At 38.3% G+C, this 16293-nt stretch carries 11 protein-coding genes; 4 read left to right on the forward strand and 7 right to left on the reverse strand.

The features are described from left to right. Window positions 1–29: 29 nt before the first annotated feature. The 6 genes from ACTJJ9_RS03465 to ACTJJ9_RS03490 all read right to left on the reverse strand — a co-directional run bounded on the left by ACTJJ9_RS03465 (window position 30) and on the right by ACTJJ9_RS03490 (window position 10005). Complete coding sequence (locus ACTJJ9_RS03465; RefSeq protein WP_412964779.1) at window positions 30–851, reverse strand: carbohydrate ABC transporter permease; 822 nt, start codon at window positions 849–851, stop codon at window positions 30–32. Then, a complete protein-coding gene (locus tag ACTJJ9_RS03470) occupies window positions 848–1789 on the reverse strand; it encodes a carbohydrate ABC transporter permease (RefSeq protein WP_145580698.1) in 942 nt (313 codons plus the stop codon). Before ACTJJ9_RS03470 ends, ACTJJ9_RS03465 begins: the two co-directional genes overlap by 4 nt. A gap of 223 nt (window positions 1790–2012) precedes the next feature. Then, window positions 2013–3320 (reverse strand): extracellular solute-binding protein, encoded by a 1308-nt coding sequence (locus tag ACTJJ9_RS03475; RefSeq protein ID WP_440768446.1) that lies wholly within the window; start codon window positions 3318–3320, stop codon window positions 2013–2015. Between the two features lie 28 nt (window positions 3321–3348). After that, window positions 3349–4107 carry a sugar phosphate isomerase/epimerase family protein gene (locus tag ACTJJ9_RS03480; RefSeq protein ID WP_412964777.1) on the reverse strand — a complete coding sequence of 253 codons (759 nt, stop codon included), beginning with the start codon at window positions 4105–4107 and terminating at the stop codon, window positions 3349–3351. Between the two features lie 260 nt (window positions 4108–4367). Beyond that, window positions 4368–5372 carry a LacI family DNA-binding transcriptional regulator gene (locus ACTJJ9_RS03485; RefSeq protein WP_440768447.1) on the reverse strand — a complete coding sequence of 335 codons (1005 nt, stop codon included), beginning with the start codon at window positions 5370–5372 and terminating at the stop codon, window positions 4368–4370. A 244-nt stretch (window positions 5373–5616) separates the two neighbouring features. Further along, on the reverse strand, window positions 5617–10005 hold the full coding sequence (locus ACTJJ9_RS03490) for a fibronectin type III domain-containing protein (protein WP_440768448.1): 4389 nt from the start codon (window positions 10003–10005) through the stop codon (window positions 5617–5619). A 704-nt stretch (window positions 10006–10709) separates the two neighbouring features. Here ACTJJ9_RS03490 and ACTJJ9_RS03495 point away from each other — a divergent pair. The 4 genes from ACTJJ9_RS03495 (at window position 10710) to ACTJJ9_RS03510 (ending at window position 15019) form a co-directional block, all read left to right on the forward strand. Beyond that, complete coding sequence (locus ACTJJ9_RS03495) at window positions 10710–11768, forward strand: LacI family DNA-binding transcriptional regulator (RefSeq protein ID WP_145580695.1); 1059 nt, start codon at window positions 10710–10712, stop codon at window positions 11766–11768. 14 nt (window positions 11769–11782) lie between these two features. Further along, entirely contained in the window at window positions 11783–12943 is a 1161-nt protein-coding gene (locus tag ACTJJ9_RS03500) for a Gfo/Idh/MocA family protein (protein WP_095298673.1), read from the forward strand. A gap of 107 nt (window positions 12944–13050) precedes the next feature. After that, a complete protein-coding gene (locus ACTJJ9_RS03505) occupies window positions 13051–13788 on the forward strand; it encodes a ThuA domain-containing protein (protein WP_145580694.1) in 738 nt (245 codons plus the stop codon). A 133-nt stretch (window positions 13789–13921) separates the two neighbouring features. Continuing rightward, window positions 13922–15019 carry a Gfo/Idh/MocA family protein gene (locus tag ACTJJ9_RS03510; protein ID WP_145580693.1) on the forward strand — a complete coding sequence of 366 codons (1098 nt, stop codon included), beginning with the start codon at window positions 13922–13924 and terminating at the stop codon, window positions 15017–15019. A 197-nt stretch (window positions 15020–15216) separates the two neighbouring features. Here ACTJJ9_RS03510 and ACTJJ9_RS03515 read toward each other — a convergent pair whose 3' ends face one another. Beyond that, window positions 15217–16248, reverse strand: coding sequence for a SepM family pheromone-processing serine protease (locus tag ACTJJ9_RS03515; RefSeq protein WP_440768449.1), 1032 nt, complete (start codon window positions 16246–16248; stop codon window positions 15217–15219). Between the last annotated feature and the right edge of the window lie 45 nt (window positions 16249–16293).

A 16293-nucleotide genomic window follows, 5' to 3' on the forward strand; every position in this document is an offset into this window, starting at 1 on the left:
CAGTAATTTAGTTTTATCCTATTATTTTCTTATTCCTTAACAGCTCCACCCGCAAGACCTTTAACAACCTTCTCTTGGGAAAATAAATACACAACAAGAATCGGTAGACTTGCTAATGTTAATGCTGCCATTAATCCAGGGATATTGACGGAAAACTCGCCTTTAAAATCTTGTAATCCTAATGGTAATGTCATATTTTCCGGACTTGATAAAAGAACGAGCGCAAAAATGAATTCATTCCATAGATGGATAAAATTGTAGATTAATACTGTCATTAGAGCAGGGGTCAGCATTGGCAAGATGACTCGCCAAAAGATCCCGAAGTGACTGCAGCCATCCATTTTCGCTGCCTCCTCTAATGACTTTGGTATTTCCTGCATAAACTGAGTTAAAATAAAGATTGAAATTGGTAAGCTAAAGGCAATATAGGGTCCTAATAAAGCCCATATCGTATCAAAAACACCCATGCTTTGTGATAGTTTAAAAATCGGGATAAGTGTTGCATGGATAGGTAGCATCATTCCTGAAATAAACAGTAAGAAAATGACTTTATTAAACTTAAATTTCATTCGACTTAATGGATAGCTTGCTAATGAAGCAATAAGCATGACTGCGAAAACAGCTATGGTGGATACGAGCACACTATTTAAGAAATACCTTGTTAACCCCATTTCGAACACAGATTGAAAGTTTTCTATATTGAAGGAAGAAAACAATGCAAACGGCTTTTCAAAAAAATGGCTTTGCGACTTTAACGAGGTTGATAGCATATAAAGAAAAGGGAAACCTGTGAAGACCAATAGTAAGATTGCGAACAAATAGAGTGGGATTGTTTTTATTTTACTTGTCATACATAGGCCCCTTTCTTTTTCCGATAATAATCCATTACTTGAATAATGATTGTTACCAATAGCGATAAAAAGAACATGATAAACGCAATCGCACTTGCATAGCCCATATTAAAATTAATAAACGCTTGCTTAAACATGTAGGTCCCTAGTAGCTCTGTCCCATGGTTCGGCCCGCCACCTGTCATAATGTAAAAAATATCAAACGATTTTAATGAACCGACAACAGCTAATATGGAGGAGCTAACAATGGTTGGCATCAACAACGGTAATGTAATATGGAAAAACTTCGTTAACGGGCTTGCTCCATCAATTTCTGCCGCCTCATATAAATCCTCCGGAATTCCAACGATTGCTGCTTTAAAGAGAATCATATAAAACGGGGCGAACTGCCAAACAATAACGAGCAATACTGCAAATAACGCCGTATTCGTTTGACTTAACCACGCAACATTCTCAAATCCAAACAGACTAATTAGCTGGTTAATTAATCCGTTAATTGGGTCAAACATTAACACCCAAAGTAAACCAACGGCAACAGTTGACATGAGAAATGGAAAGAAATAAATGCTACTAAATAGCTTAATTCCTCTTATTGGTGCAAAAAGCATTAACGCCATAATTAACCCTAATGGGATTTGTGCAAAAACAGACGTAAGCACTACCCATGTATTATTTTTTAGTGCTGTAAGAAAAACCGCATCCTTAAAAAGATTAAGATAATTTTCAAATCCAACAAAAACACCAACACCCATGCCATCCCATTCATAAAAGCTGTAAATCAACGTATTGATAATCGGATACAACACATACACAGAATAAACAATCAACGCAGGTGAAATAAACAACCCAATTGTAAAAAAGCTCTTCAGCCTCTTCCTACTACTCGAACGCGAAACCACTACACCCCTCGATAAATCAGCCTTAACCGGTGTTTCCACATCATCCCCTCCTTATGATGGGGGGACAGTCCCCAAAACAAGACTAACAAGACATTTTGTCCTTGTTTTGCTATTGTTGGGGACTGTCCCCAATTGTTATACACTTTTACGTAAAACATCGATTAAATGCACTATCCATAAGCTTGGGGACTGTCCCTAAAACCAAGTTTAAAACGATGGAATGCTTCGTTTTTGTCTTTTTGGGGACTGTCCCCCCAAGCTTTTACTCAAGCAGTTCTTTTGCTTTTTCTTCCATTTTTTTGGCTGCTTCTTCTGGTGTCATGTCTTTGCCAAAGATGGCTTGAGTTGTGTCTTTATGCAATTCTGCTAGTTCAGGAGGTAGTGTTTGATCATAAGGCATTTGTAGATGTGTTGCATTTTGAACAACGTCGTAAAAGCGTTTTGTGAATTCATCAGCTGGCTCAATATCCTTTACTCCTGTAAGACTTCCAGTTCGATCTGTGTAGTTTTGAGCTGTTTCTGTACTTGTCAGCTCCTTCACTAATTCTGTTGCTAAATCAGGATGTTCACTATTTTTCGCTACCGACCAAACCGGTCCAGTTGCTGCACCTACATGTGTCGTATCACCTTTGCCACCAGGTACTGTTGGGAATAAAAAGAAATCTAGTTTTTCCTCAAACTCTGGTGCTTCCTGTCTTACATTGTTTAAAAATGAAATTGTCATATCCATCATTGCCGCCTGACCTGAATAAAGGAGTTGACGTCCTTGCCCCTCATCATATGGGACACCGTTAAAGCCAGAATTAAAGGCATTTCTGTCAACCATCTCTTGAATATATTTCCCTGCTTGAACATAAGCAGGATCATCAAATCCTTTACCCTCTCGATTTAGAGCGCTTTTAAATAGCTCCGGTCCAGCTATCCGGCTCGCAAAATTCATCAGATAGTATGCACCAGGCCATTTCGTTTGGTTTGCTAAGGCAATTGGAATGACATTATTTTTATTCAATGTATCGATTATCGAAAGCCACTCTTCATATGTTTTTGGTGGTGTTAAGTTATACTTTTCAAAAATTTCTTTATTATAAAATACAACGTCAATGGATAAACTCAATGGCAAACCATAGATTTTGCCGTCATAAGTTGAATTTTTCAAGGCTAGCTCATTAAAATGCGCTGTATCCGTTTCTCCTGTTAAATCAAGCACTTTACCTTGATCTACGAAGTTTTTCAGCCAGCCACCACCCCAGCTATGAAATACATCTGGAGCCTGGTCTCCACTCATTGCCACAGAAAATTTTTGTTTATACGCATCATTAGGAATTTGAAGTGTTTTTACCTCTACATCAGGATGCTTTTCTTTAAATCGTTCAACTGCTTCTAAATAAACTTTTTCTTTCTCCCCAGAATCGATATACCAAAACTCAAGCTCCTTCTTTTCCCCGCTCGATGGTTTCTCTTCTTTGCTATCTGTTGCCGTTTGATTTGCTGAGCCTCCCCCATTAAGCCCACACGCCGCTAACAAAAGTAAAGCTAAAACACTGAATAATGAAATCAATTTTTTCAACATACATTTACCCCCTATAGGAAAATTCCTATTATTTCATTATGTTTTGTTTTAAATAGTTGATACTGATGTCAATGCTTTCTAATGGTGCGCGTCTTGACATATCTTGTTCAACAATGAACCATTCGACATTTTGCGAATCCCCTTGTTTAATTGCACTTTCAATATCAACTCCACCAGTTCCTAATTCCGCAAAAAACTGTTCCTCATCTGTTGTCATATCCTTTAAATGAAGAAGTGGCGTTCTTCCTTCAAGCTTTTTCAGCCATTGAACAGGGTCTTCTCCTGCTCGAGTTAACCAATAAATATCTAGCTCAGCATTGACCCAATCAGGATTTGTTTCTTCAAATAAGAAATCTAATGGCTTTCTTCCATCTTCAAATGGAAATAATTCGAAATCATGGTTATGGTAAGAAAACGTAATTCCCGCTTCCTTACACTTCCTCCCTATATCATTAAAAAGCGAAATAAGTTCTACATACGAATCCTTAGTCCGTCTTTCTGGTGGCAAAAACGGGCAGACAATGTGGCGATTTCCTATCGATTGTTGAAAGTCAATAACTTGATTTAAGTCTGTTTCTAATAATGTAAGGGCAACATGACTTGATGCTGCTTTTAAACCAAGGTAATCAAGTGTTTGCTTTAATTCATTTGCCGACATTCCACCATAACCCGCAAATTCAACACCCTTATAGCCAAGTTTCGCTACTCTTTCTAATGTGCCTGTAAAATCTTTTTCTGTTTCATTTCTTAATGTAAAAAGCTGAAGTGCAATTTGATTTTCATTCATTCAATTTACCCCTTTCATACTGAACTTGCTAAGTTACACCATACAAAAATGAAACTTTCGTATGTACATTGTTCAATGCAATAAAAGCTTCACTCGCAGATTTTAATTAGCTAGTAATCTACTAATTGATTAGAGCAATAGATCATAATTTTCCCCCATTACTGTAATCGATTACAAATTTCTACAAAAATTTCACGTTTTTACTGACTATCACCCCCTTAAAATGTAATGGATTACATTTTCAACCGAAGAAAGGACGCTTAACTTGTCTCCCTTCCACCACATGAGTCTCTTATCACTAAGTCACTTTCTAGGATGTATTGTGATTTCATCTGTGAGTTTCCCCGGATTTGATCTAATAATAATCTCATCGAAAGCTCACCCATTTTATATACAGGCTGGGCAATCGTCGTTAAAGCTGGGTCAAAAATTGATGAAAAACTAATATTATCAAAACCGACTACAGCCAAATCATTTGGAACGTTAAGACCTCGTTCCTTTGCAGCTTTAACCACTCCCATTGCCATTTCATCATTTGCAGCAAATATAGCTGTTGGGGGATGCTCCATGGCAAGCAGCTTTAACATTTGATTATAACCAGATTCAAATGTAAACAGCCCCTCTTGGACTAGCATGCTATCAATCTTTAAATCATTGTGCAGCATCGCCTGCTCATACCCTTTATATCGATCTTTCGAGCTTGCATATTTGAAAGGTCCAGATATATGAGCAATTCGAGTATGTCCAAGACTAATTAAATGCTGTACAGCCTTTCGACTACTGCTAATATTATCAATTGATACCGATGGAATTTTTAAGCCGTCAATATAGTCCATCGTCAAGACAACAGGATGGTTTTCACATAGCTCAAGCAATCTTTTCCTTTCCATTCTTGCCGAAAACAAAATCATCCCATCAGTCTGTTTTTGTTTAAGCAAGTCGATTAATCCATATTCATTATCAACTTCATTATTTGTATTCCCTAAAAGAACTTTATAATTATTTTTCGAAGCCTCTGCCTCAATTCCCTCAATAATCCCTAAGAAAACGGTGTTCATTATATTCGGTACGACAACAAGGATTGTATTCGTTTCATTTCTTCGTAGTTGACGTGCTAAAATATTTGGCTGATAATCTAATTCATCAATAGCCTTTAATACTTTCAAACGCGTCTCCTCCTTAACCGTTTCCGGAAAGCGCAGTACTCTTGATACAGTTGCAGTTGAGACATTTGCTAATTTTGCTACATCACTCATCTTTACCATTATTGCTGATTCTCCTCTTGATGACTCATTTTGTGTCAACACGATTGATCATCTAGCTGATCATCAGTAAAGCTCAGAGCACAAAATGTAATCGATTACAAATAAGTATAGTGACAATATTTTGGAATTGCAAGATAAAATTGGTAGGAAATTTGGCGGATTCTAAAAAAATTTAAACAAGAGAAAAACACGAGGTATACCCCCGTGCTTTTTGAATAAAATTTTAATATTTCACTATATTTCCTTATTGCTTTCGACGAGGAGTTTCAACAACATCTATGCTAGGAGCTTCTGGTTCCTTCATCCCCTCACCTAAGAAAAAGCTAGGATGTGGCGGTTGATTATAACCGACATTTTGCCAAGCGATCGCGACACGGTATTGTGGATCATGCATTAATGTGAAAATACGATGATCGGTTTCTTCAGTCGTCATAAACACTCGAAGTGAGCTGCTATCTTCTGTTCGCCAAATAATTTCTTCTCTCCAGTCCCCAAGTAAGTCTGCTTGTAATGCAGGAGTTCCCTTCGTTCCATTGTTTGATAACGTTCCTTCTGTAGTTAATAAATTTTCTAGTTTTCCATTTTCATAGTCCCATTTGTCAATTGTTCCAACTCCGGCACCTATTGCATCGTTATATTGATGATCAGCTAATTCTCTGAGCAGATCACCGTCCCACCAAATTGCAAAGTTTGATGTTGGAATACTATCAGAAATTTTTTCTCCTTCTGCAGTATGAAGCCCGCCTGTGCGACTATTCCACGCACCTGAAATTGCCCATGCCTCTGCACCCTCATATCGCGGATCAATATCAGCTGCAACACCTCTACCAGTATCGATTCCTGTTTTTTGGCCCCAAAGGATTTCTCCAGTTGCCGCATCTCTCATATCATAGCCATATTCACCTGATTTATTTTCCTGAACAGCATAAACTTCAAGTCCAGGTCTACTCGGTATGAAATCACTGACATGAAGTGCGTCGCCATGACCTAAGCCCGTTGCATACATTCCTTTTCCGTCATCATCAACAACCATTTGACCATAAACTATTTCATCCTTACCATCTTTATCGACATCCGCAACACTCAATGAATGATATCCTTGACCAGCATAAGCACTATTTCCTTCATCTGCTGAATCAAATGTCCATTGCTTTGTCAGCTTGCCATCTCTAAAGTTATAGGCGGTAAGAACTGTTCTCGTATAATATCCTCTCGCCATAATGATGCTTGGGCGCTCTCCGTCAAGATATGCAACCCCTGCAAGGAAACGGTCTACACGATTTCCGTAGCTATCTCCCCAAGATGCGACATCACCACGGGGCGGCTCATAATTTGTTGTTTGCAATGCTTTCCCTGTTTTCCCGTCAAATACGGTTAAAAATTCATCACCTTGCAAAATGTATCCGGAGCTATTGCGATGGTCTGCATCTGCTCGTCCGATGACATTTCCTTGTCCGTCTATCGTTCCGTCAGCTGTTTTCATCACGACTTCCGCTCTACCATTACCGTCAAAATCATAAACTAAAAATTGAGTGTAATGGGCACCTGCACGAATGTTCTTTCCTAAATCAATCCGCCATTTTAATGTTCCATCTAGCTCATACGCATCAATATATACATTTCCAGTATACCCTGATTGTGAATTATCCTTCGAATTTGTCGGGTCCCATTTTAAGACGATCTCGTATTCTCCATCACCATCTAAATCCCCAATACTTGCATCGTTAGCACGATAAGAATATGGGTCTCCAAGTGGTGTAACCCCATCCTCAGGCTTTTGAAGTGGTATATCAAAATAATTGTTGCTTATTGCCTTTGTTGTAACTTTTTCTTTGTCCTTTTTACCCTTTCCTTTACCAATAGCACGAATTTCATAGGTTGAATTTGCTTTTCCCTTCTTATCTAGGAAATTAGTACTCTCTTTAATTGGTGATTTATTAAGCTTTTTCCCATCACGGTAAACATCGAAAGCAATGTTATCAGGATCATCTCCTAGCAATCTCCAGCTAACATATACCCCATCCTCCGTTTTTATCGCAACAGGTGCACGTCCTAAATCCTCCATTTGCTTTTTAAGAATGGTAACCGCCTTCGTCTCTACACTTTTTGAAAGCTCCGAGATTCCTCCTGCATTTACTGCTGCAACTTTGTAGTAATATGGGATTGTTGTTAAAACCGTTTCATCTTTGTACTTCGTTTTATTCGTTTTACCAACTAATTGATATTCTCCGTCCTTGCTTTTAGCTCGATATACATTATACGATGTTGCATCCTTCACTTTATCCCACTTAATTGTCAAATCGTTTTTATTTACTTTTCCAACTTTAAGGTTTTGCGGCGGATTTGGAACTTTTACGTTTTCATCAATCATTGCAACATCAAGTGGCAATGAAGGTACGGTTTCAACATTTGCACCATCCACTGTTGTGACCGTATATTGATAATTCATTCCTATATCAACCGTCTCATCTTTAAATGAATTTGTCGTTGAACTTCCAACCTTTTCAACATTTGTTGAACCTGCTACATTGCGATAAATATTGTACGATGCTGCGTCATCAACAGCCTTCCACGTTAATGTAACAGACGGTTTCGATGTGCTGACAATTTTCTCTTCAACTTTTAATTCAGATGGTGCAAGTAAAATTGGGGTTAATTCAATACCATTAACAATTCCTGTTGAACCACCAAAATCAAAGTTCATTTGCCCATCTTTAATTGATACTTGCGGAATAATTTTTTCCGTATAATTTCTGCTCGGTGCTGTGACCTGTCCATAATCCTGGCCTTCGATTTTGACTGTTGTTCTCGCACTTCCTAAGAAATCACCTACATAGACCTTAACAGCATAAAGACCATTTGCGACATCAACGTTAAATTTCCAGCCAGCATTGAAATAACCAAGCCAATCACGGAGCAAATCACCGCCAGTTCCACGGTCACGTCCGATCATATTCGTTGAATCGACGATCCCATATCCTCTTTCAGCTGTATAAATCGTTGAAAGATTGACCTCCGTATATCCTTCAGCGACAGGGTTACCAGCAAGTCCAAAATCAAATTTTATTGTTGCTTCCTTTGTATTAATCGTAACGACATCAGAGTGTTCGGATTCACCTTTTCCATTGACAGCGGTTACGACCAGATCATATTTATTTCCTTCTTGAAGACCTGTAATAGTGATTTTTGGTACTGTTGATGTACCAATTAATTTATACTCACTTTCCGTTGATAGCTTCCGGTATACCTTGTAAATATCGGCAGTTTCAACTTGATTCCAAGTTAAAACTGCACCTGCGTTGCTTACTCCACTTGCTGTCAATCCAGTAGGCTTGTCCGGAACATTTGCAGGTGGTTGTACATCTGTTACATATGATGATAGCGATACATTTAAATCTTTTATACCACCTGAAAGCAATCTTGCAATTTGAATCGCTCCATACTCTTGGAAATGAGTATTATCCTGTGATCCGTTTGGAAATGCTTGATAAATGCCTAGTTCTGTATGGAGAAATACAGATAACGTTCCCTCTGGACCAATTGAATCATAATATGCGACACTTAACGCACTTAAATCGACAAGTGCTACATTAAGTTCTTCTGCTACTTCCTTCATTCCTTGAACATATTCAGGAAAACTTACATTGAATTTTCCTGTATCAGCATTAAAATCTCTTCTGCCAACAGGTGTCACTAAAATTGGTTCTGCCCCCCGTTGACGAGCCCCATTAACATAGGTTTTTAAGAAATTTTTATAATCTGGAACTGATGCATACCTATCAGGTCTACTAATCGTTGCATCATTGTGGCCAAACTGAACGAGGAAATAATCCTTTGGCTTAATCTCTCTTAAAATTGCATCTAATCTGCCCTCGTTAATAAATGTTTTTGTGCTTCTTCCGCCAATCGCATGGTTCGCAAATGTCACATCATCGCTAAAGTAACGTGAAATCATCTGTCCCCAGCCAGCTTCAGGCTTCCAATACTCATCATAGGTTTGTACTGTTGAATCCCCTGCAATATAGACTGTTGGGTGTTCTGTAGCAGTACGCTCAGGAAGCTTTTCAATTATAATCCCGTTTAATTTAGGGACAGTTCCTGTCAATTCTATTGTTAGCTGACCATCGACAAGGGCAATATCGAATGAGCGCTCCGCATATTCACCGGCATTGATCGTTGTATCCTGGACCTTTTGAATATTTTCTGCCTTTACCCCAATGACAGTATTTTCTGATTCATCGCCAGCAACAACCTTAACTGTATAATCCCCATTCGGAAGGTCAACTTGAAATGGCGTCTCTGTCGTAGTAACAAAATCAGACTTTAATGGATCTGTTGTCCCACGGTCAGTAGCAGTCACCTTTGTTGTATCAACAAAACCATATTTTTTCTCTGCTGAATATACAGAAGCAGGTGTTACCTTTGTATATCCTTCCATAACAGCACTATCTTCTGTACCAAAATCAAACTTAAACATTGTTGCATCCTCAACAGCGATTTCCTGTGGAGCTATTTGTGCTGATTGTTTCGCATTTGCCTTCTGTTGTGAAACTGGTAACGAAGAAAGCAGTAGAATAATGCTTGAGAAAATCGCAATAAATCCTCTAATCGTTTGCAACCCCTTTGCTTGCATTCCCATCATCCCTTCTTAATTAAATTTTTAAAAGCCTGGAACAAGCATTTGAACATTATCACCTCCATATTCTATCCAAGTAAACGCTTTCAAAATGTATGTTACTTGCTCATTTTGTCGATGAATAGTTAAAAAACCGAGATAAATGTTTAAAAATCAGATATTGAAAGAAAATCATTCTATGAGACTAGTTAAAAACTAAATCGTTTGAACTACTTTCATAATATTTAGAAAAGTAATTTATCGTTTTTGTACTTTCTTGCACTGTTTTCACTTTTTTAATTTTCAGCACTGTTAGTCTTGCTCAGGAATTTCCTCTTATATCGTTCGCTTCTTGCATGCAGTCTGGAAGCCTCGTTAGTCCCTTTGGTTCTTTTTTTGACACACTTCACCACTATGAGTCTCACGAATTTATCTAATAAACAAATTGATAAGCTATCAATAATAGCCTTTAAAATCGCTAATTAATAGAATTCGAAAAAGGAATCATTTTCATCTAAAAAAATTGATCTTCTACAAATTTCTCCGTTGACATATAATGAAAAAGCAGAGATAATGTACGCGTGTACATCGAAAAGCGAAAACGACTGTTCAGCCCCGACAAGCATAAGACACATAACTGCTCTTTACCTTCTTTGTACACTTAATAAGAACAAAATTGAAAGCGATCTCTTTATAGGGGATCGGCAACAAAAATAAAGTCTATGAAAGAGGTGAATCCAGTAGCAAACCGAAAAGATGTCGCAAAATTAGCAGGAGTATCCGAAGCAACCGTTTCTCGCGTCTTTAATGAGGTTGGTCCTATACGTGAGGAGACGAAACAAAAAGTATTACAGGCAGCAGCTGAAATAGGTTATTATCCAAATGCGATTGCACAAAGCTTCGCTAAAGGAAAAAGCAACAATATCGGTGTAATTGTTCCGTATTTACCAAAGGTCCATCTAATGTCGACTCATTATTTTTCAGAATTATTAAGTGGAATTGGCGCAAAGCTTGGTGAAAAGGGATATGGTTTACTACTACTATTCCAATCACCAGATGAACCAAAAGATTATGTACAGCTATTCCGCTCACAAAAAGTAGATGGATGCATCATCCTCGGCTCAAAAAATATACCTGGTGAAATCGAAGCATTATCGAAACTTAAAGAATTACAGTTACCATATTGTCTTGTAAATCAAACATTTTCAGGCTACTTGTTTCATACAATAGATGCAGACCATGTTCAAGGAAGCTTTGAGGCTGTTTCAGCTTTGATCAAAAAAGGATTTGAGCAGATTATCTTCGTTAACGGTCCGCTTGAATATTCAAATAGTAGTGATCGTTTTCAAGGATATTCCTCCGCTTTAGAGATGGCAGGAATTGCCCGAAAGGATCAACTTATCTTTCAAGGAAATTATAGTAGAAAAAGTGGTTATGAGCTTGCAGAAAGGATCGCTCCAATTCTACGAAACAGCGAGGCTATCTTTGCTGCAAATGATAGAATGGCCATCGGTCTTATGCAAGGATTATCTTCACACGGATATCAGGCAGGTCGTGATTATGCGTTAGTTGGCTATGATGATTCAGAAATGGCTAGAATGACATCCCCTCCACTTAGTTCAGTAAAGGTTCCACTATTTGAAATGGGGCAGCTAGCAGCAGAAAAGATCCTTGAGCTTCTCACAAATCCAGAACACCAAGTAATTAATGAAAAATTACCAGTCACATTGATTGAAAGAGCAACAACACTTTGGGGACAGTCCCCCAAAAATACATTATGAAAGGGAGATATTTGATGGAATCTATTAATGTTGGCATGATTGGTTATAAGTTTATGGGTAAAGCACATAGTCACGCTTATAAGGATCTTCCTCTCTTTTTTCCAGATACATTGCGTCCAGAAATGAAGGTCATTTGTGGACGTAATGAACAGGATGTAGCCCAGGCAGCAAAGCAATTTGGCTGGGAGGAATATTCAACAGATTGGAAAACGTTATTAGATCGAGATGATATTGATTTAGTTGATATTAATGCACCTAGTGATGTACATAAAGAGATTACGATTGCCGCAGCTAAGGCTGGAAAGCATGTATTTTGCGAAAAACCGTTAGCGCTTACATTAGAGGATTCAAGAGAAATGTTGTCAGCAGTTGAGGAAGCTGGTGTAAAGCATATGGTTGGATTTAATTATCGCTTTGCCCCAGCTGTCATGCTTGCAAAAAAATTAATTGAAGAAGGCAAATTAGGCGAAATCTATCATTTCCGTGCATGGTTTTTGCAAGATTGGCTCGTTGACCCTAACTTTCCATTAGCATGGAGATTACAAAAGGAAATTGCCGGATCGGGCTCACACGGTGACCTTGGTGCACATCTAATAGATTTAGCCCACTATTTAATTGGAGATATTACCGAAGTCATTGGAATGAGCGAAACATTTATTAAAGAAAGACCAATTCCGACAAAAATGACTGGCTTATCCGCAACAGGTAATGATAGTGATGAAAAGGGTGAAGTGACAGTTGATGATGCAACACTTTTTCTGGCACGCTTTGCAAATGGTGCATTAGGTAGCTTTGAAGCCACTCGCTACGCTTCCGGACATCGCTGCACAAATTCCTTTGAAATTAATGGAAGTAAAGGGAGCGTCATTTTTGACTTTGAACGAATGAACGAATTACAAGTTTACTTCACGGATGACAGAGAGGATGTTCAAGGCTTCCGTCGTGTTTTAGCAACAGATCCTGCACATGCATTCGCTGAAAACTGGTGGCCACCAGGTCATACGATTGGATATGAGCATACGTTTATTCATGAAGTTGTTGAATTAATGACAGCTTTCAAAGAAAATCGTCAACCTGTACCTAACTTCCGTGACGGGGTGAAATGTCAAGAAGTATTAGAAGCAGTAGACCAATCAATCGAAAAACGAAAATGGATTTCGATTGCAGAAGTATAAGATATCTCTGTTTAGATATTATTTAGAAACAGTCTACTAAAATCTAATTTTATTCATTCTATGAAATTTAATTTGCTAGAAATATAAGAAAAAGGAGCCGAATTCACATGAAAAAAAATGCCTTAATCGTATGGGGGGGCTGGGATGGCCATCAGCCTGAGCAAGTTGCAGAAATTTTCAAAGGAATCTTAGAGGACGAGAATTTCAATGTTGAGGTGTCTGATACACTAGATGCCTATGCGGATCCAGAGAAGTTAGCTTCCTTGGATTTAATTGTCCCTCATTGGACTATGGGCGAAATTGATAAAAAATACGTGCTCAATATTTCTGAAGCAGTCATGAATGGAGTTGGCTTAGCTGGCTGTCATGGAGGCATGTGTGACTCATTTCGAAATAACGTAGACTGGCAGTTTATGACTGGTGGCAATTGGGTCGCTCACCCCGGAAATGATGGAGTTGAATATATGGTAAATATTAAGCATTCGACTAGTCCTTTATTAGAAGGCATGACTGATTTTAAAGTCGTTAGTGAGCAATATTATTTGCACATTGATCCAGCCGTTGAAGTACTTGCGACAACTCGTTTCCCTGTTGTCGATGGACCACATGCAACGAATAAAGCTGTCGATATGCCAGTCGTTTGGACGAAACGCTGGGGGCATGGACATGTGTTTTATAATTCATTAGGACATCAAGCCAATATTGTCGCAATGCCTGAGGTATCTCTTATCATGCGTCGAGGCTTCTTATGGGCTGCTTCTGGAAAGGAACGTGTGAAAAATCTTGCTAGTGTTGGTAGCATTGGAAATGGTCGTTCCTATACAGGTATGGGAGATAGTAATTAACAGTTAGACATCAAACAGAAGATTTCCCATCAAAGATTTTGCACGGATAAAAAATTCCTAGCAGTAGTTTTCTCACTTGCTTCATCTAAAAGGTTCATTTACTGCTATTACACGAAAAAAGGAGCGTAAACAGATGAAAACGTTAAAAGTTGGAATTGTCGGATGTGGAAACATTAGCTCGATTTACATGGAAAACTGCAAAAACTTTGACCATCTCGAGCTCATCGCCTGTGCTGATTTAGATGAACAACGAGCAGTTTCGCAGGCAGAGAAATACGGAATCCCTAAGGCATGCTCAGTTGATGAAATTTTACAAGACAAAGAAATTGACCTCATTATTAATTTAACGATTCCGAAAGCACATGCAGCTGTTTGCTTACAAGCACTTGAAGCTGGAAAGCACGTATACACAGAGAAACCACTTGCTGTAACGCGTGAAGAAGGGAAACAAATTCTTGAAACTGCGAAAAAGCAAAACCGCTTAGTAGGAAGTGCTCCTGATACATTTTTAGGCGCTGGAATCCAAACAGCAATTCACCTTATTGAACAAGGTGAAATCGGAACTCCAATTGGCGCATCAGCGTTTATGATTAGCCGCGGCCATGAGCATTGGCATCCAGATCCTGCATTTTATTACGACATCGGCGGCGGCCCAATGTTTGACATGGGACCATATTATTTAACAGCATTAGTATCACTTTTAGGACCGATCAAACGCATCTCAGGCTCTGCGCGTATTAGTTACCCAGAACGTTTGATTACAAGTCAGCCAAAAGCTGGAGAAACGATTAAAGTAAACACACCAACACATATTGCTGGTACAATTGATTTCTCCTCAGGTGCCATCGGGACATTAACGACAACCTTTGATGCATTTGGTGGTTCAACACTACCGCCAATCGAGATTTATGGAAGTGAAGGTACATTGCTCGTTCCAGACCCAAATACATTTGGTGGCCCTGTTAAAATTCGCAAACGCGATGAAAAAGAGTTTACTGAAATTCCACTTTCATATGGCTTTTCACAAAATAGCCGAGGATTAGGTGTTGCAGATATGGCAACAGCCATTCTTAACGGGAAATCATTCCGTGCCAATGGCCAGCTAGCTTATCATGTTTTGGAAGCGATGCATGGCTTCCATGTATCATCTGAAACTAGCACACATTATCTAATGGAAAGTACTTGCGTTAGACCTGAACCATTAAATGTTGAGCAGGAAAGCACAAATTAAATAAATAAGCAGCATTTATCAGCGTTCAAAGCCTCTAATATATTGCTTTGGACGCTTTTTAATTGAAAAAACCCCCATGTTCATGGAGGTTTCTCAAGGTTTTTCAGGTTGAAAGTATCTCTGGGGGGATACGGTTATAAACTAAATACCCGTATTTTTACAAAGATAAACCTAATTTGTTAATTTTTTTCTTTCATTTATTTTTTCTCTTCAAGCTTCATTAAATAGTCTACTGCTTCTGACAATGTCGCAACAGGAACAATGTCAATATCATAATGATTTTTCTTTACTTCCTCTAATACATCTTTTTCATTGCTATCAGTTTCTGTTAAATCCTTCGGGGTAAAAAAGATATCAGCACCCTCTTCATTTGCTGCTGTTACTTTATGTGTAATTCCCCCAATTTGTCCAACTTTACCTTTATGATCAATTGTACCAGTTCCCGCTATTTTGTAGCCCTTTGTTAAATCTTCTTTTGTCAGCTGGTTTAAAATTTCAAGTGAGAACATTAATCCAGCAGAAGGACCACCGATATCTTCACTTTCAATTTTTACTTTTCGCGAAATATTTGCTGTGAAATCCTCATCGATTGCTACGCCTATTCCTGCTCTATTTGTTTTATCCACCGCAATTAATTCAACCGAATCCTTAATTTCTTTCCCATCGCGTTTGATAACAAGATCAACCTTATCTCCTGGCTGTTTATTTTTGGCCAAATAGGAAGTGAATTCTTCCAGTTCATTGAATTTATGTCCATCAAGCTGTGTGATCACATCCCCGACCTTTAGCACGTCTTTTGCAGGTGCGCCTTCTAAAATTTGACTAATAAAAATTCCATGGTAATCAATATCTACTTTTTCCCCGGCTTCTGTAAACGCAGCAACTAATGCATTTTGTTTTGAATCCTTCATCATAAAATTCAATAAATCGTTATACTCATCATCAGATAAATCACCTTTTACGACCTCTTCTTTCATGATGTCTGTATGTGGTGCGACAAGTCCGTATGCTAGAACATATGGATTTACTGCTTTTATAGATAAAACAGTGGTTAAATTAAAGCTTCCCTTTTCACTTTTATGGGCATCTTCGATTGTCACTCTTGGCTCTAGCTCTTCTATGGGACCTGGCTGATATAAATAGTAAGGTGTTGGAATTAAAGCAATGATGATAATAACAAGCAAAATAATACTAATTCGTTTTGCTCTTCCTGTAAAAAACTTCATCATGAATCGAATCTCCTCATTATGTAATAAACCCATATCTACTATTAT

The organism is Metabacillus sp. 22489 (genome assembly GCF_052044855.1).
Lineage (GTDB): Bacteria > Bacillota > Bacilli > Bacillales > Bacillaceae > Metabacillus > Metabacillus niabensis.